The organism is Luteimonas flava (assembly GCF_036584485.1).
Classification (GTDB): domain Bacteria; phylum Pseudomonadota; class Gammaproteobacteria; order Xanthomonadales; family Xanthomonadaceae; genus Luteimonas; species Luteimonas flava.
This window is the reverse complement of the sequence record NZ_JAZHBM010000001.1, coordinates 348,292-373,598: the sequence shown is the minus strand read 5'-3', so window position 1 is coordinate 373,598 and position 25,307 is coordinate 348,292. Positions and strand designations below refer to the sequence as shown.

General features: G+C 69.8%; 23 protein-coding genes. 8 read left to right on the top strand and 15 right to left on the bottom strand.

Annotated elements, in window-relative coordinates; genetic code table 11:
- Positions 1 to 152 precede the first annotated feature (152 nt).
- A complete protein-coding gene (locus V3391_RS01695) occupies positions 153 to 563 on the bottom strand; it encodes a DUF4870 domain-containing protein (protein WP_332076699.1) in 411 nt (136 codons plus the stop codon).
- 92 nt (positions 564 to 655) lie between these two features.
- Positions 656 to 2,038, bottom strand: a complete 1,383-nt coding sequence (pmbA, locus tag V3391_RS01690) for a metalloprotease PmbA (RefSeq protein ID WP_332076698.1) — start codon at positions 2,036 to 2,038, stop codon at positions 656 to 658.
- A gap of 23 nt (positions 2,039 to 2,061) precedes the next feature.
- On the opposite strand from pmbA, the gene yjgA reads away from it, so the two are divergent.
- Positions 2,062 to 2,670, top strand: a complete 609-nt coding sequence (gene yjgA, locus V3391_RS01685) for a ribosome biogenesis factor YjgA (RefSeq protein ID WP_332076697.1) — start codon at positions 2,062 to 2,064, stop codon at positions 2,668 to 2,670.
- A 103-nt stretch (positions 2,671 to 2,773) separates the two neighbouring features.
- Here the strand turns inward: yjgA and tldD are convergent, their stop codons facing one another.
- From tldD to V3391_RS01665, 4 genes are all read right to left on the bottom strand, one after another.
- On the bottom strand, positions 2,774 to 4,237 hold the full coding sequence (gene tldD, locus V3391_RS01680) for a metalloprotease TldD (RefSeq protein WP_332076696.1): 1,464 nt from the start codon (positions 4,235 to 4,237) through the stop codon (positions 2,774 to 2,776).
- 78 nt (positions 4,238 to 4,315) lie between these two features.
- Complete coding sequence (locus V3391_RS01675) at positions 4,316 to 8,209, bottom strand: YhdP family protein (RefSeq protein WP_332076695.1); 3,894 nt, start codon at positions 8,207 to 8,209, stop codon at positions 4,316 to 4,318.
- Between the two features lie 39 nt (positions 8,210 to 8,248).
- Complete coding sequence (gene rng / locus V3391_RS01670; RefSeq protein WP_332076694.1) at positions 8,249 to 9,769, bottom strand: ribonuclease G; 1,521 nt, start codon at positions 9,767 to 9,769, stop codon at positions 8,249 to 8,251.
- A 7-nt stretch (positions 9,770 to 9,776) separates the two neighbouring features.
- Positions 9,777 to 10,385: a Maf family protein gene (locus V3391_RS01665; protein ID WP_332076693.1), complete on the bottom strand. Its 609-nt coding sequence runs from the start codon at positions 10,383 to 10,385 to the stop codon at positions 9,777 to 9,779.
- A 119-nt stretch (positions 10,386 to 10,504) separates the two neighbouring features.
- On the opposite strand from V3391_RS01665, the gene V3391_RS01660 reads away from it, so the two are divergent.
- From V3391_RS01660 to V3391_RS01650, 3 genes are all read left to right on the top strand, one after another.
- Entirely contained in the window at positions 10,505 to 11,236 is a 732-nt protein-coding gene (locus V3391_RS01660; RefSeq protein WP_332076692.1) for an SIMPL domain-containing protein, read from the top strand.
- A 1-nt stretch (position 11,237) separates the two neighbouring features.
- Entirely contained in the window at positions 11,238 to 11,411 is a 174-nt protein-coding gene (locus V3391_RS01655; protein WP_332076691.1) for a hypothetical protein, read from the top strand.
- 343 nt (positions 11,412 to 11,754) lie between these two features.
- Positions 11,755 to 12,420, top strand: coding sequence for an energy transducer TonB (locus V3391_RS01650; protein WP_332076690.1), 666 nt, complete (start codon positions 11,755 to 11,757; stop codon positions 12,418 to 12,420).
- 363 nt (positions 12,421 to 12,783) lie between these two features.
- Here V3391_RS01650 and rlmH read toward each other — a convergent pair whose 3' ends face one another.
- The 6 genes from rlmH to leuS form a co-directional block, all read right to left on the bottom strand.
- Positions 12,784 to 13,254 carry a 23S rRNA (pseudouridine(1915)-N(3))-methyltransferase RlmH gene (gene rlmH, locus V3391_RS01645; protein WP_332076689.1) on the bottom strand — a complete coding sequence of 157 codons (471 nt, stop codon included), beginning with the start codon at positions 13,252 to 13,254 and terminating at the stop codon, positions 12,784 to 12,786.
- A gap of 50 nt (positions 13,255 to 13,304) precedes the next feature.
- Positions 13,305 to 13,718 (bottom strand): ribosome silencing factor, encoded by a 414-nt coding sequence (gene rsfS / locus V3391_RS01640; RefSeq protein ID WP_332076688.1) that lies wholly within the window; start codon positions 13,716 to 13,718, stop codon positions 13,305 to 13,307.
- A gap of 28 nt (positions 13,719 to 13,746) precedes the next feature.
- Positions 13,747 to 14,406 (bottom strand): nicotinate-nucleotide adenylyltransferase, encoded by a 660-nt coding sequence (gene nadD, locus V3391_RS01635; RefSeq protein WP_332076687.1) that lies wholly within the window; start codon positions 14,404 to 14,406, stop codon positions 13,747 to 13,749.
- A 9-nt stretch (positions 14,407 to 14,415) separates the two neighbouring features.
- Positions 14,416 to 15,462 (bottom strand): DNA polymerase III subunit delta, encoded by a 1,047-nt coding sequence (gene holA, locus V3391_RS01630; RefSeq protein ID WP_332076686.1) that lies wholly within the window; start codon positions 15,460 to 15,462, stop codon positions 14,416 to 14,418.
- 28 nt (positions 15,463 to 15,490) lie between these two features.
- Entirely contained in the window at positions 15,491 to 16,021 is a 531-nt protein-coding gene (locus V3391_RS01625; protein WP_332076685.1) for an LPS-assembly lipoprotein LptE, read from the bottom strand.
- Positions 16,022 to 16,087: 66 nt separating this feature from the next.
- Positions 16,088 to 18,844 (bottom strand): leucine--tRNA ligase, encoded by a 2,757-nt coding sequence (gene leuS, locus V3391_RS01620; RefSeq protein ID WP_332076684.1) that lies wholly within the window; start codon positions 18,842 to 18,844, stop codon positions 16,088 to 16,090.
- Positions 18,845 to 19,009: 165 nt separating this feature from the next.
- Between leuS and V3391_RS01615 the strand changes: the two genes are divergently transcribed.
- Both V3391_RS01615 and V3391_RS01610 read left to right on the top strand, forming a co-directional pair.
- A complete protein-coding gene (locus V3391_RS01615) occupies positions 19,010 to 20,704 on the top strand; it encodes a sensor domain-containing diguanylate cyclase (RefSeq protein ID WP_332076683.1) in 1,695 nt (564 codons plus the stop codon).
- Positions 20,705 to 20,766: 62 nt separating this feature from the next.
- Positions 20,767 to 22,110, top strand: a complete 1,344-nt coding sequence (locus V3391_RS01610) for a metal-dependent hydrolase family protein (RefSeq protein ID WP_332076682.1) — start codon at positions 20,767 to 20,769, stop codon at positions 22,108 to 22,110.
- A 21-nt stretch (positions 22,111 to 22,131) separates the two neighbouring features.
- Here V3391_RS01610 and V3391_RS01605 read toward each other — a convergent pair whose 3' ends face one another.
- Genes V3391_RS01605 through V3391_RS01595 form a run of 3 tightly spaced genes read right to left on the bottom strand, consistent with a single transcriptional unit; the run spans position 22,132 to position 23,580 of the window.
- Complete coding sequence (locus V3391_RS01605) at positions 22,132 to 22,701, bottom strand: hypothetical protein (RefSeq protein WP_332076681.1); 570 nt, start codon at positions 22,699 to 22,701, stop codon at positions 22,132 to 22,134.
- Positions 22,698 to 22,910, bottom strand: coding sequence for a helix-turn-helix transcriptional regulator (locus V3391_RS01600; RefSeq protein WP_232114982.1), 213 nt, complete (start codon positions 22,908 to 22,910; stop codon positions 22,698 to 22,700). The genes V3391_RS01605 and V3391_RS01600 overlap by 4 nt, the downstream gene beginning before the upstream one ends.
- Positions 22,911 to 22,920: 10 nt before the next feature.
- Entirely contained in the window at positions 22,921 to 23,580 is a 660-nt protein-coding gene (locus V3391_RS01595) for a hypothetical protein (protein WP_332076680.1), read from the bottom strand.
- 147 nt (positions 23,581 to 23,727) lie between these two features.
- On the opposite strand from V3391_RS01595, the gene trxA reads away from it, so the two are divergent.
- Positions 23,728 to 24,612, top strand: a complete 885-nt coding sequence (trxA, locus tag V3391_RS01590; RefSeq protein ID WP_332076679.1) for a thioredoxin — start codon at positions 23,728 to 23,730, stop codon at positions 24,610 to 24,612.
- Positions 24,613 to 24,683: 71 nt separating this feature from the next.
- On the top strand, positions 24,684 to 25,166 hold the full coding sequence (locus V3391_RS01585; RefSeq protein ID WP_332076678.1) for a DUF4442 domain-containing protein: 483 nt from the start codon (positions 24,684 to 24,686) through the stop codon (positions 25,164 to 25,166).
- The last annotated feature ends 141 nt before the right edge of the window (positions 25,167 to 25,307 follow it).

Genomic DNA, 25,307 nt, shown 5'->3' with positions numbered 1-25,307 from the left:
GGGACACCTCCGGTCGTGGATCGTGGCGCCAGCCTGCCCGCGCGTCGCGCGCGGCGCCAGACGCGGACGTCACCCGGACTTCCGGCACCCCCGCAACGCGACAGGCCCCGGCGCGGACGCCGGGGCCTGTGCGGTGCAGCCGGATCGATCGCTTACTTGACCAGGCGCAGCGCGAAGGGATAGCGGTAGGCCACCCCGTCGTTCGCCTTCATCGCGCCGATGATGGTCAGCACCAACCACGCGATGCCCAGCAGCAGGCCGACCGGCATCGTCAGCACCGCGCCGAGGCCGAAGGTCACCAGGGTGATCAGGAACAGCACCACGCCGACCAGCGCCAGGGTGATGTTGAAGTTGAGCGCCTCGCGCGCCTGGTCGGCGGCGAAGGGCATGGTGTCCTTCTTGATCAGCCAGATCACCAGCGGCCCGACGATGTTGCCGATGCCGCCGGTGAACAGACCGGTCAGCGCGGACAGGTGGCCGAACAGGCCCCACTGGCGTTCTTCCGCGGACGCGACGCCGGCGGGGGGAGGCGATGCGGTGGTGTACTTGTCGAACTCGCTCATGCGGGACGCCTCGGGTTGGGTGGAAGGATCACAGGCCGTGGCCTTGCGGCGCACTGTTCAGGGAAGGCGCACAGCCGTCAAGTGCGGCAACGTCACTCGCCACCGGCAACGGTCATGCGCCCGAGCAGGATCGAGCCCGTGCGCACGTGCGAACGCGGGTCGACGTCGCTGCCCACGGCTTCGATGGTGGCGAACATCTGTTTCAGATTGCCGGCGATGGTGATGCCGTCGACCGCGTGGCGGATCTCGCCGCCCTCGACCCAGAAGCCCGACGCGCCGCGCGAGTAATCGCCGGTCACCGCATTGACGCCCTGCCCCATCAGGCCGGTGACCAGCAGGCCTCGATCCATGCCACGCAGCAGATCCTGCAGACCGCCGGCGTTGGCGGGAATCTCGAGGTTGTGCACGCCGCCGGCATTGCCGGTGGTCTGCAGCCCCAGCTTGCGCGCCGAATAGCTGCCGAGCACGTAGCGTTGCAGTACCCCGCCTTGGATCAGCGGGGATTCGCGTGTGGCCACGCCTTCGGCGTCGTAGGCCGACGACTGGAACCCGCGCTGGAGGAACGGGCGCTCGAAGATGTCGAACCACTCGGGAAACAGCTGCGTGCCGACACTGTCGAGCAGGAAGCTCGCGCGGCGGTACAGCGCGCCGCCGGACACCGCGCCCAGCAGATGACCGATCAGCGAGCGCGCGACCTCGGCCTGGAACAGCACCGGATAGCTGCCCGTCGCCAGCGGCCGCGGATCCAGTCGCGCGAGCGTGCGCTCCGCGGCGCGTCGGCCGATCGCAGCCGGCGCATCGAGATCGGACTCGGCGAGCGCCACGCTGTACCAGCCCTCGCGCTGCATGTGCTCGCCCTCGCCCGCGATCAGCGCACAGCCGATGCTGTGGTGACTGCCCCGCTCGGCGCCGACGAAGCCATGGCTGTTGGCGTAGACGCTCAGGCCCTTCGACGTGCTGACCGAGGCGCCATCGGAATTGGCGATGCGCGGATCGGCATCGCGACCGGCGGCCTCGCAGGCCAGTGCCAGATCCACCGCGGCGTCCGCATCCAGCGCCCAGGGATGCCAGGCGTCGTACTCGTCGAAGCGGCCATCGGCACCGGGGCGCGCCATCAGCTCGGCATCTGCGAGGCCCGAGGCTTCATCGTCCTCGGTGAAGCGCGCAATCGCGCAGGCCTGGTCGACCGTCGCGGCGAGGCTGTCCTCGCGCAGGTCGGCGGTGCTGGCGGTGCCCTTGCGCTTGCCGAAATAGACGGTGACGCCGATGCCGCGGTCGCGCGTGGACTCGACGGTTTCGACCTCGCCCATGCGCACGTTGACGCTCAGGCCCGCGTCTTCCGAGCACGACACCTCGGCCTGGGTGGCGCCGGCGGCGCGGCACCGGTCGAGCAGGCGCTGCGACAGCGCGGCCAGTGCGTCGAGACGGACGGCCGAATCGTCGGCCGGATGAACGTCGATCAAGGCGTGGGACATGGGCAATGACTTATCCTGTTGCAATGAGAGGCATCAACGAAGAATCGGGCGAGTACCTGGGCCCCAGCCGCAAGCAGAACCGGCGAGAAGCGCTGGAAGTGCTGTCGCTGGCGGACGCCCTGGTCGCACTGTCCGAAAACCAGCTGGGCAAACTGCCCGTTCCCGACACCCTGCTGCCGCACATCGCCGATGCGCGGCGCATCACCTCGCACATCGCGCGCAAACGGCAGTTGGCGTTCCTCGCCAAGCAGATGCGCCGCGAGAGCGACGAGACACTGGAAGCGATCCGCGACGCGATGGACGCCGGTGGCGCCGCCGCGCGCGTCGAGACCGCCCAGCTGCACCGCGCCGAAGCGTGGCGCACGCGCCTGCTCGACGACGGCGATGCGGCCCTGGCCGAACTGCTCGATGCGTACCCGGAGGCCGACCGCCAGCGCCTGCGCCAGCTGGTGCGCAACGCACTGGCCGAGCGCGCGAAGAACAAACCGCCCGCCGCGTTCCGCGAGCTGTTCCGCGAACTGCGCGGGGTGTTCGCGGCCGCGTCGCTGGCGGCAGGCGAAGACGCCGCGGCCGAGGAAGCGCGTCTGGAAGACGAAGCCGACGAACCCGGCGACGGCGACGACGCACGCTGAGTTTCATATGCCGTCATTCCCGCGGAAGCGGGAATGACGGATTTATTGGAGCGCAGCCCAAAGCCGCTCCGACTAACGCAACCCAAGTCCTGCACGGCGGCTCTCAAGCCTGCGTGCCGCCGACGGTCAGCTGGTCGATCAGCAGATGCGGCTGGCCCACGCCGACCGGGACGCTCTGCCCGTCCTTGCCGCAGACGCCGACGCCTTCGTCGAGCGCCATGTCGTGGCCGATCATGCGCACGCGCTGCATCGTCTCAGGACCGTTGCCGATCAGCGTCGCGCCCTTGACCGGCGCGGTGATCTTCCCGTCTTCGATCAGATAGGCCTCGGTCGCCGAGAACACGTACTTGCCGTTGGTGATGTCGACCTGGCCGCCGCCGAAGTTCACCGCGTACAGGCCCTTCTTGACCGAGCGGATCATGTCCTGCGGATCGTCCTGCCCGGCCAGCATGTAGGTGTTGGTCATGCGCGGCATCACCAGATGCGCGAAGGATTCGCGGCGGCCGTTGCCGGTCGGCGCGACACCCATCAGGCGCGCGTTGAGCGTGTCCTGCATGTAGCCGGTCAGCACGCCGTCCTCGATCAGCGTCGTGCAGTGCGTCGGCGTGCCTTCGTCGTCGATGTTGAGCGAACCGCGGCGACCGTCGAGCGTGCCGTCGTCGACGATGGTCACACCCTTCGAGGCGACGCGCTGACCGATGCGGCCCGCATAGGTGCTGGTGCCCTTGCGCGCGAAATCGCCTTCGAGGCCATGGCCGACCGCTTCATGCAGCAGCACGCCGGGCCAGCCCGCGCCGAGCACGACCGGCATGGTGCCGGCCGGCGCGTCGATCGCTTCGAGGTTCACCAGTGCCTGGCGCAGCGCTTCGCGCGCGAAGCGTTCCGGCTTGCCGTCGCCCAGCAGTTCTTCGTACGAATAGCGCCCGCCGTAGCCCGAATAGCCGGATTCGCGGCGGCCGTTGTGTTCCACCAGCACCTGGATGTTGAGCCGCACCAGCGGACGCACGTCGCCGGCGAGCACGCCGTCGCTGCGTGCCACCAGCACGGTGTCGACGCCACCCGACAGGCTGACCATCACCTGCTGCACGCGCGGATCGGCGGCGCGCAGCAGGCGGTCGACACGGCGCAAGGCTTCGACCTTCGCCTCGCTGCCGAGCGCGTCGATCGGATCCTGCGCGGGATACAGATCGTGGGCGCGGGTGCGTGCCAACGCGAGCGGTGCGTGCGCGCGGCCATCGCGGGCGATCGCACGCGCCGACTGCGCTGCGCCGAGCAGCGCGACCGCATCGATGTCGTCGGAGTAGGCGAAGCCGGTCTTCTCGCCGCTGATCGCGCGGACGCCCACGCCCTGCTCGATCGCATGCGAGCCACTCTTGACGATGCCGTCCTCGACCGCCCAGCTCTCGCGACGCGAGTGCTGGAAATACAGGTCACCGAAATCGATGCCGGGACCGAGCAGGGCGGAGAACGCGCGGTCGAGACCGGAGGTATCAAGACCGGCGGGCAACAGCAGGCGGGATTCGGCCAGCGCGAGCGCGCCGCCGGAGGAAGCAGGAGATTCGGACATCCGCCAAGTGTGGGGGCAAAGCCGTCGATGGCAAGCCGAAACTGAACCTGCAGGCCCGCAATCGCCGGCGAAAACGCGTCAGTTGGCCGATTGCGGCCGCGTCGACGGAGCGGTCGCCGGTTGCGCCGCGTCGCGACGCTCGACCACGTCTACCTTCGGATCCTGCCACGGGCCGCTGACGTGATAGTTGCGTGCGCCCATCTCGGCCAGCGGCTTGCGCAGCACCGCGTTCGCAACCGCGCCCACCGCCGCGCCCACGGGGCCCAGCGTCAGCGCACCGACCGCCGGCAGCAGGTTGCCGGTCTTGGGCAGCACTTCGATGTCCTGGTCGTGCGTGCGCGCAGCGAGATCGGCGCTGCCGCGGATGCGGATTTCCGCCGCCGGCCCGTCGATGACGAGGTTGTCGCCGCGCGCGGTGCCGTTGCCGAAGCGGATATCGCCGGCGATGCGGTTGAAGCCGAAGCCCTTGCTGAAGAAGTCGCGGAAATCGAGCATCAGCCGGCGCGGCAGCTCGGCCACGCTGAGCAGGCCCAGCACACGCCCTGCACCCGGCTCCACTTCGACCAGCTGCCCGTCGCGCAGCGCGATCTTCATCGCGCCTTCGAGCTGCGCGACCTGGAATGCATTCGGCGCGCCCGGCCAGGCCGCGTCGAAGTCCACGCGTCCCTGCCCGCCGACGATGCTCCCCGCGAAGCCGAGGCCCGACGCGAGCCGGCCGAAATTCTCGCTTTCCACGTCGGCCTGCAGCGCAGTGCGCGCCGCCGCGCCGCGTCCGGTCCAGCGTCCGGTCACGTCGATGCGATGGTCCGGCGCGCGGACCTGCAGGCGATCGACCGCCAGGCCGCCGGGGATGCGACGCGAAGACGCGTCCACGCGGCCCAGCGCCACGTCGCCGTAGCGCAGATCGTCGATCGCGAGCTGGATCGGCGGCACCGATGCGGGATCGAGCGTGTCGTCGACCGGCGTCGCTGCGGGAACGCGCGCGATCGCCGGCGCGGTCGGCGCTGCGATCGCCACGGCATCGGGCTTTGGCGCAGGCGCGGGCCAGTGCAGGCGCTGCAGCGCGATCGCGAGCGGGGCGCCGTCGGCATCGGGAATGCGCACGTCGCCGGCCAGCGCGGCGCCGTCGAGGCGCAGATCGGTACCGGCATCGCGACGCGCAGCGGTGATGCGGGTCTGGCCGAGACGACCGCCGGCGAGCCGCAGGTCGGCCGTGGTCACGTCCACCTGCTGCAACGCCAACCCGTCGCCGTCGTCGCCCGCGCCCATCAGGCCGATCCAGTCGAACACATCGACCACCGGCGTGCGGCCGAAGACGGCGATGCCGGCCGCGGGCGCCGCGTCGTCGACGCGCGCCTGCCCCATGTCCACGCGGATGCCCGCACGTGCGCCGCTGGTGCGCGCACGCAACGCGAGCCGGTTGCCGAAGCCGACCAGCACATCGCCGGTGCCGAACGGCAGCGGCGCTTCGATCGTCGTGCGCAGCGCGCGTCCGGCCGGTTTGTCGAGTGGCGCCGGCAGTCGCAGTGTCGTGCCGACGAGATCGGAGCGCAGCAGCAGGCGCGCGGCCGGGGCGCCCTCGCCTGCGGGGGCGTCGGGCACGGCCACCTGCACCTGCCACGGGGCGCGACCCCGGACGTGCGGACGCAGCCACGCCAGATCGGGCGCACGCGCCAGCAGCGCGTTCGCATCGAGCGGCATGTCGAGTTCGCCCTCGAACGCGTTGCTGCGCTGGCGCACGTGCCCCACGCCGGCGCGCAAGGCGAGCGTGCCGGCCTGCCCGTCCTGGTGCGCATCCAGTGCATCGGCATGGAACCCCGTCTGGTCGAACGCGACCGGGCCGCGCACGTGCTCGAATGCGAGGTCGAAACGCGATTCGCGCATCGCCACGCCTTCGAGCTTCACTTCGCCGTCGAGCCGCATCGGTTCGCCATGTCCGGCCGCGACCGACACCGCCACATGCGCGGGCCCCACAACGTCCAGCGCATCCAGGGTCTCGCCGTGCAGGGTCTGGAACGGACTCTGCCGCATCAGCGCGAGCAGCTGCTTCGCATCGGCCTGCGCGGTCGCGGCGACTTCGACCGGCGTCTCGCCGTAGTTGCGGATGCCGGCGACGACATCGCGCAGCGGCACGCCGACCAGTTCGCCGGTCGAGGGATCGAGCCGGAACCCGTCGTTGATGAAACGCACGTGTCCGCCGAGCTTCGTCATCGCCGGCCAGTCGTCCTGGAAGCGGATCGTCGCATCGGCGATGTCGCCTTCGGCGAAGAACACGCCGCGACGGTCCTTGCCGTCCTCGACCCCGAACGGCCAGTCGTCGAGATCGCCGGCGACGATGCCGCGGCCGTTGCGCACGGTGCCTGCGACCAGCGCCATGTCCAGCCATTCGCGCGCGGCAACCGGCATCGTGTGGCGCACCCAGAATTTCTTCGCGACCGGAATCTGCGCTGCGTCGACATCCGCGGCCAGATCGAGCCGTGGCCGCGTGCCGTCGCCGTCGAACGACAAGCCACCGCGCGCATCGGCGGCATAGCCGTCGCCTTCCACACGCAGGCCCGGCGTCTGGACGCGCCACGCGTCGCCGTCGCGCCAACCTGCGATCTCGCCCGTGAGCCGCAGCGGATGCGGCACGCCGAAACCGGATGGCCAGTCGAACACCAGGCGCGCATCGGGATCGGGGCGGAACACCACGCCCTGCCCGTCCCCGACCAGCGTGCCGCCAAGGCCGTGCAGACCGGGGCGGTCGGCGACCGGCGAGAATCCGAAATCCTCGATCCGCGCCGACACCCGCACCGGCCCGCCCGCGCGCGCGGCGAAGTCGACGTCCGACAGCACCGCATGCGGCGCGGCGGCCTGCAGCCAGGTGCGCAGCGTCGGCGACACGCCGTCGCCGAGCGCGGCCAGCGCGATCAGCGGCGCCACCTCGACGCGTTCCGCGTGCATGGCCCAGTGCTGGCCGCCGGCGAGCACGAGACCATCGAGCACCTGCTCACGCCCCTGCTGCGTTACCCGCAGCGTCGGCGCATCGAGACGCCAGTCGCCGTCCGCATGCGTCCAGTGCAGGCGCGCGGTCGCACCGTCGAAGACGACGGTCGGCGCATCGCCGGCGGCGCGCGCCACATCGCCGGCGCGTTGCAGCGTCAGTGCATCGAGGGCCACGTCGCCGGTGATCGCCTCGACCTTGCGCCCGCGCAGGTCGATCCAGGCGGTCACGCGGCCATGGCCTTCGCGGATCGCCACGCCGCTGGGCGCGAGCAACGGCGACCACAGCTGCAGCGCATTGCGCGGCATCGCGACGTAGGCGCGGCCGTCGCCCGGCGCGCGCAGCAGTTCCAGACGCAGATCCAGCGGCGCGCCCCCGGCCTCGACCCACGCGCGCGCGGCGGCGCGCACGCGGCGGCGATCGACCTGCATGCGCAGATCCACGCGCGGCAGCGTGTGCGCGATCGACAGCGACGGCGCATCGATCGTCAGCCGCGCATCGACGACCTGCAGTTCGCCCAGGCCCTGCAGCGCGTCGAGCGGATCCTCTTCGGCGTGGGCGGCGCCCGGCAGGCCGCGCACCTGCCAGCTGCCGTCGTCATTGCGCTGCAGCGTCAGTGCGATGCCGTGCAGCCGCAGCTCGGTCAGCGAGCGCCCGGGCAGCAGGCCCGAATACTGCGCGACCTGGATTTCGGCGGTACCGATCGGCACCGCGGCAGCGGGATCGCCGATGCGCAGGCCGGTCACGCGCAGCAGCGGGCCGCGACGCGTCCACGTCGCATCGAGCGTGTCGAAGGCGACCGGGCGACCGGCGCGCTCGCTGAGCCACGACGCGACTGTGCGCGGATTGCGCTCCAGCCACGGCAGTGCGACCTGCGCGGCTACGACCGCGACCAGCGCCATCGTCACCAGCACCGCGGCGACGAGATACCACGCGCTGCGCCGCAGGCGGTGCAGGCGCGTCGCCCAGCCGGTCACGCGGGTGCCCACCCGGCGTGCGCGGGAAGCGCGGTCCGCCTGCGGTGGATCTCAGAGCAGCACAACGTCGAACTGTTCCTGCAGGTACTGGTCGTCGGACTGGAAGCGGATCGACTTGCCGAGGAATTCCTCCAGCTCGACGACCGCCGCCGATTCCTCGTCGGTGATCGTCGACACGACCTTGGGCGAGGCGATCACCAGCAGGCGATCGGCCTCGAACTGGCGTACCGCGCGCACGATCTCGCGGAAGATCTCGTAGGTCACGGTCTCGATGGTCTTGACGATGCCGCGGCCGTTGCAGGCCGTGCAGGCCTCGCCGAGCTGGCGCTCCAGACTCTCGACCGTGCGCTTGCGCGTCATCTCGACCAGACCCAGCGGCGAGAAGTCGTAGACCGTGGTCTTGGCGTGGTCCTTCGACAGCGACTTCTCCAGCGTGCGCAGCACCTGGCGCTTGTGCTCCGCATCCACCATGTCGATGAAGTCGATGATGATGATGCCGCCCAGATTGCGGAGCCGCAGCTGGCGCGCGACCGCCTGCGCAGCTTCCAGATTGGTGCGGAACACCGTTTCCTCGAGATTGCGCTGGCCCAGGAACGAGCCGGTGTTGACGTCGACCGTGGTCATCGCCTCTGTCTGGTCGATCACCAGATAGCCGCCCGATTTCAGCGGCACGTCCTTCTTGAGCGCGCGCTGGATCTCGTCCTCGACGCCGTACAGGTCGAAGATCGGCCGCGTGCCGGTGTAGGACTCGATGCGGTCGACCAGTCGCGCCTGCTCGGCCGGGCCGGGCGCGGGCAGGTACTGCGCGGCGAAGATGCACAGCTTTTCGTAGGTATCGCGCGAATCGACCTTGACCTTGTCGACATCGCGGCGCATCAGGTCGCGGACCGCGCGCATCGGCAGCGTCAGATCCTCGTAGACCCGCGCGCCCACGCGCGAATCGCCGGTGGTGTGTTCGATCAGCGCCCAGGCGCGCTGCAGGTAGGCGATGTCCTCGGCCAGCGCCTCGGCACTCTGGCCTTCGGCGTTCGTGCGCACGATGTAACCGTGCCCGCCGGTCGCCGCGGCGAGTTCGGAGACCAGTGTCTTCAGCCGCGTGCGTTCGACGTCGTCCTCGATCCGCGCCGACACGCCGACCACCCGCGACTGCGGCAGCAGCACGAGATAGCGCGAGGGAATGCTGATCTGCGTGGTCAGGCGCGCGCCCTTGGTGCCGATCGGATCCTTGACCACCTGCACCACGATGTCCTGCCCGTCGCGCAGCAGTTCGGTGACCGGCAGCGTCGGCGCGGTCGACGGGAACAGGCTGTCGCCACCGCCCTCGCCATCGTTGCCGGTCTGCGGCGGCCGCATGACGTCGTTGGCGTGCAGGAACGCCGCGCGCTCCAGGCCGATGTCGACGAACGCCGCCTGCATGCCCGGCATGACGCGCTGGACCTTGCCCTTGTAGATGTTGCCGACCACGCCGCGACGCCAGCCGCGTTCGATGTGCAGCTCCTGCAGCATGCCGTTCTCGACCACCGCCACGCGGGTCTCGCGTGGGGTCACGTTGATCAGGATCTCTTCCGACATGTCCGTGTCACGCCTTGTGGTCGTGGGTGGCGAAGGGCTGCGGTTGCAGGCCGAAGCGCCGCAACAGCGCCGCGGTCTGCTGCAGCGGCAGTCCGATCACGCCCGAATGGCTGCCGGCCATGCGCGCGACGAACAGTTCCGCGCCGCCCTGGATCGCGTACGCGCCGGCCTTGCCGTGTGGTTCGCCGCTGGCGACGTAGGCCGCGATGGTGTCGGCGTCGAGCGCATCGAAGGTGACCTCGGTGACGACGGTCGCCTCGGCCTGCCGGTCCGCGGCGGCCAGCACCACGGCCGAGATCACCTGGTGCGTGCGGCCCGACAGCGCCTGCAGCATGCGGATCGCATCGGCGGCGTCGCGCGGCTTGCCGAACACCACCCCGTCGAGCACGACTTCGGTGTCGGCGCCGAGCACGACGGCATCGCCCGGCTCACCGGATTCGGCGAGCGCCTGCAGCCCGGCCCGCGCCTTGTCGGCCGCGACGCGCAGCACGTAATCGGCGGCGGATTCACCGGGGATCTGGACCTCGGGCACGTCGACGTCGACCCGCCCGAAGGGCAGTCCGAGACGGGCCAGAAGATCGCGGCGGCGGGGGGATTGCGAAGCCAGATGCAGCATCCGGGAAGGATACCGTGCGGGCGGTGTCCGACCGCCGGCTGAACCTGCGTAACCCCGGCCTGGCTCACGGGCCGTTCACCGGTGCGTGACGACCCTTGTTCATCTCAACGGAGCCTCGAATGCACCTGATCCCCCGCCCCCTGCTGCTCGCCTGCGGCCTCGCCCTCGGAACCCTGACGATGACCGCCAGCGCCCAGCCCGCCACGCACCACGCCGCGCCGAGTGACGGCACGCTGCTGTCGATCTCCGCGCAGGCCGAAGCCAGCCGTGCGCCCGACATCGCGACGCTGTCGACCGGCGTCGTGACCCAGGCCGCCGACGCCAACGCCGCGATGCGTGCCAACGCCGAACAGATGTCCAAGCTGATGGGCGCGATCAAGACCGCCGGCATCGCCGAGCGCGACGTGCAGACCTCGGGCATCAACCTCAGCCCGCAGTACCGCTACGCCGACAACCAGCCGCCGGTGATCACCGGCTACCAGGCCAGCAACACGGTCAACCTCAAGGTGCGCGACATCGGCAAGCTGGGCCAGGTGCTCGACGCGCTGGTCGCCAGCGGCGCCAACCAGATCAACGGCCCGACGTTCGAGATCGAGGACGCCGAAGGCGTGCAGGACCTGGCACGGGCCGATGCACTGAAGAAGGCGCAGGCGCGCGCCGAGGTCTATGCGGCGTCGCTGGGCATGCGCGTGCGCCGCATCGTCAGCATCAGCGAGGGTGGTGGCTTCCAGCCGCCGCGTCCGATGATGGCCATGCGCGCGATGGCCGACAGCGCGCCGGCCACGTCGGTTTCACCCGGCGAAACCACGCTGTCCGCCAATCTCGACGTCGTTTTCGAACTGGGACGCTGACATGAGCCAGAACAGGACCACGCCCGAACCGCCGGTCAAGCCCGGCCAGAATCCCGGCTATCCGGAGAAGAACCCGAACGACAAGGGTGACGCCCAGCAGCCGGCCGATACCGGCGAGCACAATCCGGACGAAGGCGGCCTCGACCGCGAGCCGGAGAGCATGCCGGAGGACTGATCCAGCGAGATCCGCTGCATCGACAGGGCCCGCCATGCGCGGGCCCTGTCGTGTGCGGGTGCGGACGGGGCGCGATTGCGCAGTGTCGCGCCACAGCTGCTGGGCAGGCGGGCTTCGGTGCGCGCGCCCCGTCAGCCGCGTCGGACCGCCGGTCCCGCGCCCGCATCCGTTCGTCGGGCCGGTCTTGTCGACCTGCCGCGATCGGCGCAGGTTCGGGGCGAACGATGCGACGGCGCGGCCGGCCTTCGACCCCATTGCCACCGCTGCCACGTTGACGCTTCCACGGGCCATCCGGCCCGCACACAGGAGGTGGTGCATGGTGCTTCAGCCCATTGGTCCCCGCATGCGCGGACCGGTCCACGAACCGTCGCGTCCCGATGCCGTGCGCATCGTCGGACTCAGCGGCACCCTCGCCCTTAACGCGATGCTGTTCATGGCGCTGCTGGTGCCGGCCAGTCGCGACGCGCTCGAGTACGCCCTGCCGGAACGCAAGCAGGAGTTCCAGTGGATCACGCCGCCTCCGCCGAAGCCGGAGCTGCCGCCGGAACGTGTCGAGGTGGTGCAGCCGCGCAGCACGCCATCGCCGGTCGTGCCGCAACAGACGCTGCCGCGGATCGCGCCGGTCGATGCCGCGGTCGTCGTCGATGCCGGCACCTTGCCGGCGCTGCCGGCGATCGACGGCCCGCCGGTCGACGTCGCGCCGATCGTGATCGACACCACGCCGATGTCCGGCATCGCCCTGCAGTACGCGAGCGCACCCGCGCCCGACTATCCGCGTGCCGCACTGACCGCAGGCGCCGAGGGCGTGGTGTTGCTGGAAGTCCACGTCGGCACCGACGGTCGCCCGATGGACGTGCGCATCCACCGCAGCAGCGGCAACCGCGACCTCGATCGCGCTGCCCTTCGTCACGTGCAGCGGATGTGGACCTTCCAGCCGGCGATGCGTGATGGCGTGCCGGTGGAGGCAATCGGATTGGTGCCGATCGCGTTCAATCTGTCGCGGGGGTGATGGATTGCGGCTGTCCCGTCATCCGGTGGATTGGATGACGGGCGGCGTTGTTCTTCGCACAGCCGACCTGGTCAACAGAGGCTTGAAATTCCTCCCCGTCATGCCGGCGGACGCCGGAGTCCAGCGTCCTGGCGATTCGCCGGCTGCCGAGCACACTCGAAAGCGCCTCACGCCAGCCGGAATGATCGGTGAAGCAGCTTCGTTTTTCTGCCGCCAGTGCAGAAGGCACTGGATTCCGGCTTTCGCCGGAATGACGGGAGCACTTTTCTGGGGCGCCGACGCGTCGCACGGATCAGCAGAACCGATCAAGACATCGCGCGTGTCGACGCGCTCGAAGCTCGATCAATCGACAACCGCCCTGCCCTAGGCCCGGTGGTACGGATGATTCGCCAGCATCGCCGCGGCGCGGTAGACCTGCTCGGCCAGCACCAGGCGCACCAGCATGTGCGGCAGCGTCAACGGACCGAGCGACCAGCGCTCGTCGGCGCGGGCAAGGACATCCGGCGCATGGCCCTCCGGCCCGCCGATCAGGAACGCGAGATCACGGCCCTGCATGCGCCAGTGTTCGAGGCGTTGGGCGAGATCTTCCGAGGAATGCAGGCGGCCGCGGCCGTCGAGCGCGATCACCAGCGCGTCGCGCGGGATGGCAGCGAGGACGCGCGCACCTTCGTCGGACATGGCGCGTACGGTGTCGCGGCCCTTGCCGCGCAGGCCGGGCTCGACTTCGACCAGATCCAGCGGCAGCCAGTGCGACAGCCGCTTGCGGTATTCGGCGAAGCCCTCGGCCACCCAGGCGGGGGCGCGTTCGCCGACGGCGATCAGTTTCGCTTTCATCGTGCCGCGCTCATCCCGATGTGCGTCCCGGACGTGCCGGGACGGCGCGATCAGGCATCGCGACGCGGGCCGCGCTCGTCTTCCGGCGGCTGGTCGCCGACGGTCCACAGACGCTCGAGCGCATAGAACTCGCGCACGCGCGGCAGCATGACGTGGACGATGACGTCACCCAGGTCGACGAGCACCCATTCGGCCTCGCGCTCGCCTTCGACACCCAGCGGCTGGCAACCCAGCTTCTTGGCGTGCTTGACGACTTCGTCGGCGATCGACTTGACGTGACGGCTGGACGTGCCCGACGCGATGACCATGAAATCGCAGACGCTGCTGCGGCCGCGCACGTCGATGTCGACGACGTCGACGGCCTTGAGTTCTGCGACGGCCGCGCGGGCCACTTCGAGCAGCGCATCCGGGGACGGCGGGGGCTCTGGCAGGCGGGTCTTGATGACGTGTGCGGGATTGGACAAAGGTCTGGCTCTGAAAGTGCGGCGGAAATTATAGCGGAGCGGGGGCGGCCGCCCCGTACAACCCCTTCTCCTGGATGAATGCGGCAACCGCGGGCGGCAGCCAACCGGAGGTCGACGCGCCCGCCGCAAGACGCGCGCGGATCGCGGTCGCGGACACCGCCGACAGTGGCTGATGCAGACGCAGCACCCTGCCAGCGGGCTGCGATTGGAGGTCTGCGGGCGCGCGCGTCCAGCGATCCTGCAGTGCCTCGGCGAGTCCGGCCGGCAGGGCCGCATCGAGCGCACTGCCCGGCCGCTCGGCGACCACCAGGTGCGCGAGCGCGAACAGATCGCGCCAGCGATGCCAGCTCGGCAGGCCGAGCAGGCTGTCGGCGCCGACCAGCCAGGCCAGCGGCGCCGAGGCTCCCAGCGTTCCGCGCAGCTCGGCCAGCGTGTCGACGGTGTAGCTGCGGCCGACGCGTTCGAGTTCGCGGCGATCGAGTACGAGGCCCGGCACGCCTTCGATCGCCAGTGCGACCATCGCCGCACGCGTCGCGCCGTCGGCGCCGGGCGGTGCGCGATGCGGCGGATCGCCTGCCGGCATCAGATGGACCGTGCACGCCAGCGCGTCGCGCGCGGCGCAGGCGATCGCCAGATGCCCGTTGTGGATCGGATCGAAGGTGCCGCCGTAGACGAGGTGCAGCGCCATCGCAGCCGCTCAGGCGGCCAGCAGGGCGCCCGCGCGCGCGTCGGCCACCGCGACCAGCAGACGCTCCAGCGCGAGCCAGCCGTCGACGGGATCCACGCCCCAGCGGCCACGGCCCTTGGCGATGCGATCGACACGTCCGGCCTCGGCGACGAAACGCACCCAGCGCGTTTCGGGATGCCGCTGCAGCGCGCGCCGGTACCCCGCCTGGCGGGCATCCCAGATGCGCTGCGCCTTGAATTCGTTGGCCATGTTGCCGCCGCGCGCCTGCACCTGCGCCAGTTGCGCGGCACGTGCAAGTTCCATGACCACCATGCCCATCAGCGCCGGAATCGCCGCGCCCTCGGCGCGCAGGCCCGCGAGCATGCGCACGACCTGCGCCGGTTGACCGTTGAGCGTGGCATCGAGCAGGCGGAACACGTCGAAGCGCGCGGCGTCGGCGACCAGTGCCTGCATGCGCGGCCCATCGAGCGTGCTGCCGTCGGCCAGCAGCGCGAGCTTGTCGACCTCCTGCGCGGCGGCCAGCAGATTGCCGTCGACGCGCTCGGCCAGTTGCTGCACGGCGGCGCGATCGGCCAGCACGTTGCGGCTGCGCAGGCGCGCGTCGATCCAGCCTTCGAGTTCGTGCGGCTTGACCTGCCAGGCGACGACGAGATGACCGATGCCGGTGATCGCTTCGCTCCACTTGCCGCCGTGCTGCCGGCTCCATTCGCCGCCGGTGACCAGCAGGGTGACGTCCGATGGCGGGTCGGCGCAGAAGCCGCTGATGACCGCGGCGCCGTCCTTGCCGGGCTTGGTCGTCGGCAGACGGAGTTCGACCAGACGCTTCGATGCGAACAGGCTGGGCGCGCGGAACGTGGCTTCGACCGCATTCCAGTCGATGTCGCGGCCTTCGGGTTCGAACACCTCGCGCTCGGCGACGCCCTGCTCGCGCGCGGCGGCGCGCACGGCATCGGCAGCTTCGAGCACGCGCAGCGGCTCGGGGCCGGCGATCAGATACGCCGGACGCAGCGGCTCACGCGCGAGCTGCGCGGGCAGGCGTTCGGGGCTCAGTTCCACGACGGGCGCATACCGTGCACGGCCGGGCTCACCTGCGGGTGCGTTCCTGGGGATTGCGGAACACCGCGTCGATGCGACGGATGATCGAGGCGGTCATCTCGCGCTCGAGTTCGCGCGACAGCAGCTCGCGTTCGGAGTCGGCGCCGATCGAATCGGTCGGCGGCGCGAGGTAGTCGCGGGCGAGTTCGATCGCCTGCTGCGGCACGATGTCGCGGCCGTCGGCATCGCGCATCGAGAACACCACCGCGTAGCGCAGCGTGTATTCCTGCGCGCGGCCCTGCGCGTCGAGGCTGGCCGGCAGCGCGGCCCAGCGTTCGGACTGGATGTTGAGCGTCGCGACATCGGTCGCGCGGGGCTCGGCGATCTCGGCACCGGCGGCGGCCAGCGCGCGCTCGACCGAGCGGGCCAGGCGGCTGTACGGATCGCTGGACACGATGTCGACCGGGCCGAGATTCGGCGGCAGCGTCAGCGCGTTGCGCAGATGGAAGCCGCAGGCGGAGAGCGTCAGCACGAGGGCGACGAGGGCCAGAGGCAGGAAAACCGGTCGGAGGATGCGCATGGGCGGAGTCTGGACGAGGGGGACAGGGCCGGCAAGCGCCGCGCGCGAAGCGCGGCGACGCCGGGTTCAGCCGGCGACGATGTTGACGATCTTGCCCGGCACCACGATGACCTTGCGCACCGTCAGCCCGCTCAGGAACTTGACGACATTGGGCTCGGCCAGCGCCATCGCCTCGACCGCATCCTTCGGCAGATCGACCGCGACCTCGATGGTGCCGCGCAACTTGCCGTTGACCTGCACTGCCAGCGTCAGCGCGTCGCGTTCCAGCGCGGCGGCGTCGGCCTGCGGGAACGGCACGTCCTCGAGCAGCGTCTCGGCATGGCCCAGCAGCTGCCACAGCGTGTGGCTGATGTGCGGGGTGATCGGGTTGAGCAGCAGCGTGATGGTCTCGAAGCTTTCCTGACGCAGCGCACGCGCGTTCGCGTCGGCCTCGTCGAACTTGCCGACGTGGTTGAGCAGTTCCATCACCGCGGCGATCGCGGTGTTGAAGCTGTGGCGACGGCCGTAGTCGTCGCCGACCTTCTGGATCGCTTCGTGCAGCTGGCGACGCAGGGTCTTCTGCGCGGGCGTAGCGGCCGCGACGTCGAACGTGCCGACCGCCCCGCCCTGCACGTGCTTCTGCACCTGGTTCCACAGCCGGCGCAGGAAGCGCGACATGCCTTCGACGCCGGCCTCGTTCCACTCCAGCGACTGCTCGGGCGGGGCCGCGAACATCGAGAACAGGCGCACGGTATCGGCACCGTACTTGCCGATCATCGACTGCGGATCCACGCCGTTGTTCTTCGACTTGGACATCTTCTCGGTGCCGCCGATCGAGACCGGCTGGCCGTCGAGCTTCGAGGTCGCGCCGGTGATCCGGCCCTTGTCGTCGCGGACGATCTCGACATCGGCCGGGTTGATCCAGTCCTTGCCGCCGTTGCCCTGCTCCCGATAGAACGTATCGGCGATGACCATGCCCTGGGTCAGCAGGTTGATCACCGGCTCGTCGCTGCGCACCAGACCTTCATCGCGCATCAGGCGGTGATAGAAGCGGAAATACAGCAGGTGCAGGATCGCGTGCTCGATGCCGCCGATGTACTGGTCGACCGGCGTCCAGTAGTCGGCACGGTCGTCGACCATGTCGGCCGCACCGGGCGAGGTGTAGCGCGCGGTGTACCAGCTCGACTCCATGAAGGTGTCGAAGGTGTCGGTCTCGCGTTCGGCAGCGCCGCCGCAGGTCGGGCACGTGGTCTTGCGCCACTCGGGGTCGGACTTGATCGGCGACTGCACGACGCCCGGATTGGCGAACGCGTCTTCGACGTCCTCGGGCAGCAGCACGGGCAGCTGGTCCTCGGGCACCGGCACCGCGCCGCAGGCGTCGCAGTAGATCACCGGAATCGGGCAGCCCCAGTAGCGCTGGCGGCTGACGCCCCAGTCGCGCAGACGGAAGTTGACCTTGCGCGCGCCGCGGCTTTCAGCCTCGAAGCGCGACGCCAGTGCATCGAGCGCCTGCTGGAAGTCGAGACCGTCGAGCTCGCCGGAATTCACCAGCCAGCCGCGATCGGTGTAGGCGCCCTCTTCGGCGATGCGGCGCTCGAAGGACTCGACCACCTGCACGGCTGCGCCGGTGTCGTAGACGTCCAGCGACGCGCCACCGCCCAGCGCGGACTGCATCGGATCGGTGTGCGTGGCGCGGTCGCGGCCGATTTCCTCGAGCGCATCGCGCACGTCGGTCGGCACGACCACCATCCGGATCGGCAGGCCGTAGGCCCTGGCGAATTCCCAGTCGCGCTGGTCGTGGGCGGGCACGGCCATGACCGCGCCGGTGCCGTAGCCCATCAGCACGAAGTTGGCGACCCAGACCGGGATCTCGTCGCCGGTGACCGGGTGGATCGCGCGCAGGCCGGTGTCCATGCCGCGCTTGACCTGGGTTTCCAGCTCGGCCTCGGACACGCCGCCCTGGCGCAGGTCGGCGATGAATTCCGCCAGATCCGGATTGGTTTCGGCCGCGCGCATCGCCAGCGGATGCTCGGCGGCGACGGACACGAAGGTCACGCCCATCAGCGTGTCAGGGCGCGTGGTGTAGACGGCGAGTGTGTCGTCACTGCCGGCCACGTCGAAAGCGAACTCCAGACCTTCGCTGCGCCCGATCCAGTTGCGCTGCATGGTCTTGACCGAGTCCGGCCAGCCGCCCAGCGTGTCCAGGCCGTCGAGCAGTTCCTGCGCGTAGGCGGTGATCTTGAGGAACCACTGCGGAATCTCGCGCTTCTCGACCAGCGCGCCCGAGCGCCAGCCGCGGCCGTCGATGACCTGCTCGTTGGCGAGCACGGTCTGGTCGACCGGATCCCAGTTGACGACCGAGTTGCGGCGGTAGGCCAGGCCCTTCTTCATCAGGCGCACGAACATGCGCTGCTCGTGGACGTAGTAGTCCGGCGCGCAGGTCGCGAACTCGCGGCTCCAGTCGATCGCATAGCCCAGCGACTGCAGCTGGCTGCGCATGTGGGCGATGTTGGCGTAGGTCCACTTGGCCGGAGCGGTCGCGTTCTTGATCGCGGCGTTCTCGGCCGGCAGACCGAAGGCATCCCAGCCCATCGGCTGCAGCACATTCTTGCCGATCATCCGCTGGTAGCGGCTGATGACGTCGCTGAGCGTGTAGTTGCGCACGTGGCCCATGTGCAGCGCGCCGGATGGATACGGCAGCATCGACAGGCAGTAGTACTTGGGCTTGTCCGCCCGTTCCGTGACCTCGAACGCACGGGTCGACGTCCAGAAGGTCTGGGCATCGGATTCCACCGGAGTGGGCTGGTAGGCGTTGGGATCGACGACGACGGGTTCGCTGGACACGGGACGCTGCTGCTGCGGAAACGGCCGGGCAGCCTACCGCAGCGCCGATGCGGCCGCCATTCGGAGCGTGCCGGGCCGGTCACCGCAGACGTGATGCGCGTCACTGGCGCTAGAATCGCGCCAGCGCCGTCAGGTTCCCCCGCCTTGCCTGCATCGTCTTCCCGGTTGTCGTCCTACCGCCTGCCCGCGTTCGCGCTGGCGCTGCTGCTGTTGCTGGGCGTCGGGATCGCCAGCGTCTGGGGCGTGTCGAGCCTGCGCACGAGCAACGAGTGGATCGGACACACCTACGAGGTGATCAACCGGATCGAGGTCGCCGAGCGCGCGATCCGCAGCACCGAGGCCAATGCGCGCGCCTACCGGCTGACCGGCCACCCCGAATTCCGCAGCCAGTACCTGATCGCGACCCACCAGGTGGACACCGCCCACGAGGCGCTGGCGTCGGCGATCCGCGACAACCCCGGCCAGCACGCCCGGGTGAAGCGGATGCGCGAAGCGGCGCAGGCGCATCTGTCCGAACTGCGGCGGCTGTTCGACCTGCAGGAGCTGCAGGGTGCCGACGTGGCCCGCCAGGCCACGAATTCGACGCTGACCCTGCGCCAGTGGAACGAGTTCGACGAGGCGGCGTCCGAAATGCGGCGCGAGGAACTGCGCCTGCTCGACCAGCGCAAGGCGCGCAGCGACCGCTACGCGAATCTGCTGATCGCCATCGTCGTGCTGGGCATGCTGTTGTCGGGCGGTCTGATGATCTCGCTGATGGTCAGCGTGACCCGCGAGAACAAACGCGCCCGGCGGCTCGAATTCGAAGCGCGCAGCGCGGCCCACGAGATGGCGCTGAGCATGGCGCAGGTCGACCAGTTGTCGAAGCAGCGCCACGATCTCGCCCGCTACTCCGGCCTGCTGCAGAGCTGCCAGACGCTGGAGGAGATCGTGCAGCTGTCGATCGACACCATCCGGCGCCTGGTGCCCGACGCCAGCGGACGTTTCTACCTGATCCGCGCCTCGCAGAATTTCCACGACAGCGTCGCCAGCTTCGGCGATCACCTGATCAGCAGCACCGATTCGCTGATGCCGTCCGACTGCTGGGCGCTGCGTCGCGGCCAGGCGCACATGGTCTCCGGCGAGGAATCGCGCCAGCTGACCTGCGCCCATCTGGATGCCGGCACGCCGGCGCCCGGCATCACGTCGCTGTGCCTGCCGCTCAGTGCGCAGGGCACCTCGATCGGCCTGCTGCAGGTCAGCGCGTCCGCCGAGGCGATGGACCACGGTTCGGCGGTCGACGAACTCATCGGCCAGCTCGCCGAGCAGCTGGGACTGGCGATCGCCAACCTGCAACTGCGAGAGACGCTGCGCACGCAGTCGCTGCGCGATCCGCTGACCGGCCTGTTCAACCGCCGCTATCTCGAGGAAAGCCTGGCCCGCGAGCTGCAGCGCTGCGAGCGACGCGGCCTGCCGCTGTCGGTGCTGATGCTCGACGTCGACCACTTCAAGCGCTTCAACGACACCCACGGCCACGCCGCGGGCGATGCGCTGCTGGGTCAGGTCGGCCGCCAGATCCAGGCCGGCGTGCGCGCCGAGGACATCGCCTGCCGCTATGGCGGCGAGGAGTTCACCGTGGTGTTGCCCGAGCTGGACGCCGCGGGCGCCCTCGTGCGTGCCGAGCAGATCCGCCGAGCGGTCGAGATCGCGACCGTCCAGCATCTGGGGCAGCAGCTGGGCCCGGTCACGATGTCGATCGGCATCGCGACCTTCCCCGGCGACGGGCTGACGCCCGAGGTCCTGCTGCAACTGGCCGACGCCACGCTGTATCGCGCCAAGGCCGAAGGTCGCAATCGCGTGCTGCACGTCTCCTACGACGATTGAGTGCGCCCGCGCGGCGCGTCCGCGTGCTTCAATCCGGGACCGCCGCCGCTCCGGAGTGCCGCATGGCCCGTCGTCCCCTCACCCGCCCGTTCGCCCGTCCGTCGCTGGGCCTGCTCGCGATCGCGCTGCTGCTGCCCGCCGCGGCGGCTGCCGCCAGCCAGACCGCCGTGCACTGCGAACGCCTGTTCGATGCGCGCAGCGGCCGCGTGCTCGGCGAGCACACGATCCTGGTCGAGAACGGCACGATCCGCGAAGTGATTCCGGGCCGCGCGAAGCTGCAGGACGGCGTGGAATCGATCGTGCTCGGCGACCGCACCTGTTCGCCCGGCTGGACCGATCTGCACGTGCACCTGGGCTCGCAATCCAGCCCGGCGAGCTACTCGGAAGGCTTCCGCCTCGATCCGGTGGACTACGCGTTCCGCGCCGTCGGCTACGCCGAGAAGACGCTGTCGGCGGGCTTCACCACCGTGCGCGATCTCGGCGGCGAGGTCAGTCCGCATCTGCGCGATGCGATCAACCAGGGCCTGGTGCCGGGGCCGCGCATCTTCGCGGCCGGCAAGTCGATCGCGACCACCGGCGGTCATGCCGATCCGAGCAACGGCTACAACTCGATGCTCTCGCATCTGCTCGGCCCGCCCGGCCCGACCGAAGGCGTGATCAATTCGATCGACGACGCGCGCCAGGCCGTACGCCAGCGCTACAAGGAAGGCAGCGACGTCATCAAGATCACCGCGACCGGCGGCGTGCTGAGCTATGCGCGCAGCGGCGATGCGCCGCAGTTCACGGTCGACGAGGTCCAGGCGATCGTCGACACGGCCAAGGACTACGGCTACCGCGTCGCCGCGCATGCGCACGGCACCGAAGGCATGAAGCGCGCGGTGCTCGCCGGCGTGACCAGCATCGAGCACGGTACGCACATGGACGACGAAGTCATGCGGCTGATGAAGCAGCGCGGCACCTGGTACGTGCCGACGATCTACGCCGGCCGCTTCGTCGCCGACAAGGCGAAGGAGCCGGGCTATTTTCCGGAAGTCGTGCGGCCGAAGGCGGCGACGATCGGCGCGCAGATCCAGGACACCGCGGCGCGCGCGTACCGCGCCGGCGTGCCGATCGCGTTCGGCACCGACCAGGGCGTCGGCCCGCACGGCGACAACGCGCGCGAGTTCCTCTACATGGTCGAGGCCGGCATTCCGGCCGCATACGCGCTGCAGTCGGCCACGCTACATGCGGCTACCGTGCTCGGCGTCGACGACCAGGGCGTCATCGAGCCCGGCAAGCGCGCCGACATCATCGCGATGCCGGGCGATCCGGTGGCCGACATCCATGCGGTGATGAACGTCGACTTCGTCATGACGGCGGGCCGCGTGCATCGCAGCCCGGACGTCGCGCCGCCCGTCATCGACTGACGGTGTCTGCCTGCGCCCGCCTCAGTGCGGGCGCGGCAGGCGCCATGCGAGCAGCAGCGTCCAGCCCCACCAGCACACCAGCACCACGCGCGCGCCGAGCTGATCGCCGAACAGCGACGGCACCAGCAGGCACAACGCCACCAGAACGCAGATCACTAGCGACGGCCATCGCACCGCGCGCAGCGCAATGCCAGCCATCAGTGCGCCCGCACCGAAGGCCAGGTTCCAGACCATCCACGCCGTGGCATGCCAGCGGCTGGCGCCGGCATCGAGTTCGTTCGGGTCCAGCGTCCAGACGCCCTGCGCGGCGAAGGCCAGTGCGGCCAGCAGCACCAGGCGCAGCGCGACGCCGGCACCGAGCCTCGCGTCCGGCAGCGTTGCGCGCAGGCGCAATGCGGCGAACGCGACGACGAGACCCGGCCCGATCCACGCCAGCGCATTGAACAGCCACGCCAGCGGCATCCCGCGTGCGCCGGACCAGGCCAGCGGCGCGCCCGCGGGCACACCGGTCAGCACTGCGAACACCAGCAGCGTCAGCAAGGTGCAGACATGCGCACCGGCGACCAGCGATCGCAGCCGCACGCTGCTCACGCCGCCCACCGGAAGACGCCTTCGACACCGACGCCGAACGTCCGCGCGATCCGGAACGCGAGTTCCAGCGACGGCGCATAGCGCCCCGCTTCCAGCGCGATGATCGTCTGTCGCGTGACCTGGCAGGCATCGGCCAGCGCCTGCTGGGTCATCTCGCCATGCTCGAAGCGCAGGCGGCGGATCTCGTTGGCGATGGGCGTGCCGGTCATCGGACGCGACTCATCGACGATCCCGCCAATACAGCATTGCCGCGCGCCACTGGCCGATCCCGTTGGCCACGAACATCGCAGCGAACACCGCCACGATCGTCGTTCGCGCACTGGGCGCGGCGCCGAGGCGGTTGGCGTGGAGCGCGTACACGACCGCGCCCGCGACAAGCAGTGCCTCCAGTGTGCGTTTCGACCAGCGTGTGGCGGCCGCCTGGATCGCAGCATCGCGCTCGTCCTCGACCACACCGCGTTGCCGCGCTTGCGTCGCCATGCGGCGTGCGCGGATCTCCGGCCCCAGCATCACCAGACCGGCGTAAGCGAACAGCACGCACCACGTGATCCAACCCTCTCCCAGCCGGCCCGCGGCAATCATCTGCAGGAAGATCACTGCGGCCAGCAATATCTGGGCGGTATTCCATGCATCGGCTTCACCAGGAGACTGGCCGCTCCCTTCTGTAGACGGTCGCGTACTGCGCCACGCCAGGCCCGCAACGGCGATCAGCAGGAGCAGCACCGGTCCAAGCGTGAGCCCGCGCAGCAGAGGGTCCTTCGACACGAACAGCAGGCCGAATCCGGTGAACACGGCTGCCGGCCAGATCACCGACCAGACCGGCGGCTGTGCAATCCGCGCTTGCCCGCGCGCCAACGCGAACCGCTCTTGCATGGGCATGATGTCTCCTCCACCAGACCTCAGGTAAAACAGAATTTACATCCCAGCTCTGCCATGTCAACTATTTTTGACATGGTTGTATCCTGCGCATCCGTCGCCATCCTTCGGGATCGCGCCCGGCGCATTCTCTCTTCAATGGATTTCCGCATGCTTCTCGACGGCAACGCCCCCGCTCCCGCCGCCCTGCCCCACGTCTTCGACGCGACCACCGCGACCTTCGAGACCGAGGTGTTGCAGGCGTCGTTGCAGACCCCGGTCCTGATCGATTTCTGGGCCGAATGGTGCGGCCCCTGCAAGTCGCTGGGACCGGTGCTGGAAAAGCTGGCGGGCGAGTACAACGGTGCGTTCGTGCTGGCCAAGGTCGATGTCGACAAGGAGCAGCAGATCGCGGCCGCGTTCCAGATCCGCTCGGTACCGACCGTGTTCCTGCTGGTCGGCGGCCAGCCGGTCGACGGGTTCCCGGGCGCGCTGCCCGAAGGCGAGATCCGCGAATTCCTGAAGAAGCACGGTATCGAGCCGGCCGCGGGCGAGGCTGTTGACGCGGCCGAAGCCGCGCCACTGGACCCGGCTGCCGAAGTCGCGCGTCTGCGTGACGCGGTCGTCGCCGAGCCGGACAAGTCCGAACTCAAACTCGACCTCGCGCTTGCCCTGCTGCAGACCGGCGCTACGCAGGAGGCCGAAGCGCTACTCGACGGTCTGCCGGCAAACCTGTCCACCGACGACCGTGCAGTGAAAGCCCGCGCGCGTCTGGGCTTCGCCGCCGTGCTGGCCGGCGCGCCGTCGACCGATGCGCTGCAGGCGGCGATCGCGGCCGATGAAGGTGATCTGCGCGCGCGCCATCTGCTCGGTGTGCAGCACATCGTCGCCGGCAACACCGAGGCCGGCCTCGAACAGTTCATCGAACTGCTGCGCCGCGACCGCGATTTCGACGACGGCCTGCCGCGCAAGGCCCTGATCGATGCGTTCCGCATCATCGAGGACGCCGAACTCGTGGGCCGCTATCGCCGCAAGATGGCGTCGCTGCTGTTCTGATCCAGCGCCTCCGGGCGCTTCCGTACAGCGGCGTATGGCAAGATCGGCGTCCCCCCGCCGATCGCCTGCCCATGACGCCACGCCGCTTCCGCCTGCTGATGAACCTGTGGCCGCCGTTCCTGTTTTCGGGCATCCGCGTGACCCGGATCGACGACGGTTTCCGGCATGCGCGCGTCGAACTGCGCCGGCGCTGGTTCAACCGCAACTACGTCGGCACGCACTTCGGCGGCAGCCTGTTCGCGATGACCGATCCGTTCTGGATGATCATGACCCTGCGCGCGCTCGGCAACGACCACGTGGTCTGGGACAAGGCCGGCGAAATCGAGTTCATCCGCCCGGGCCGCGGCACCGTGCACGCGGCCTTCGATCTCGACACCGCGACGGTCGAGGCAATCCGCGCCGTCACCGCCGACGGCAGCAAGCATCTGCATTGGTTCACCACCGACGTCGTCGACGCCTCGGGCGAACTGGTTGCCCGCGTGCGCAAGCAGGTCTATGTGCGCCGCAAGCGGCGCAGCGGTCAATCCGAGGCCGCTGTCGATTCCACGAGGTAGGCCGGCAGGGGCAGCGACCAGCTCTCTTGTTGACGGGTGTCGTACTGGGCGATCTGCAATGCGCGACCGTCCGCGGAGACGGTGATATCGCGAGCGGGGCTTCGCAGCCCGTCCGGTCGACGCGCGAGCCGTTCGGACAGT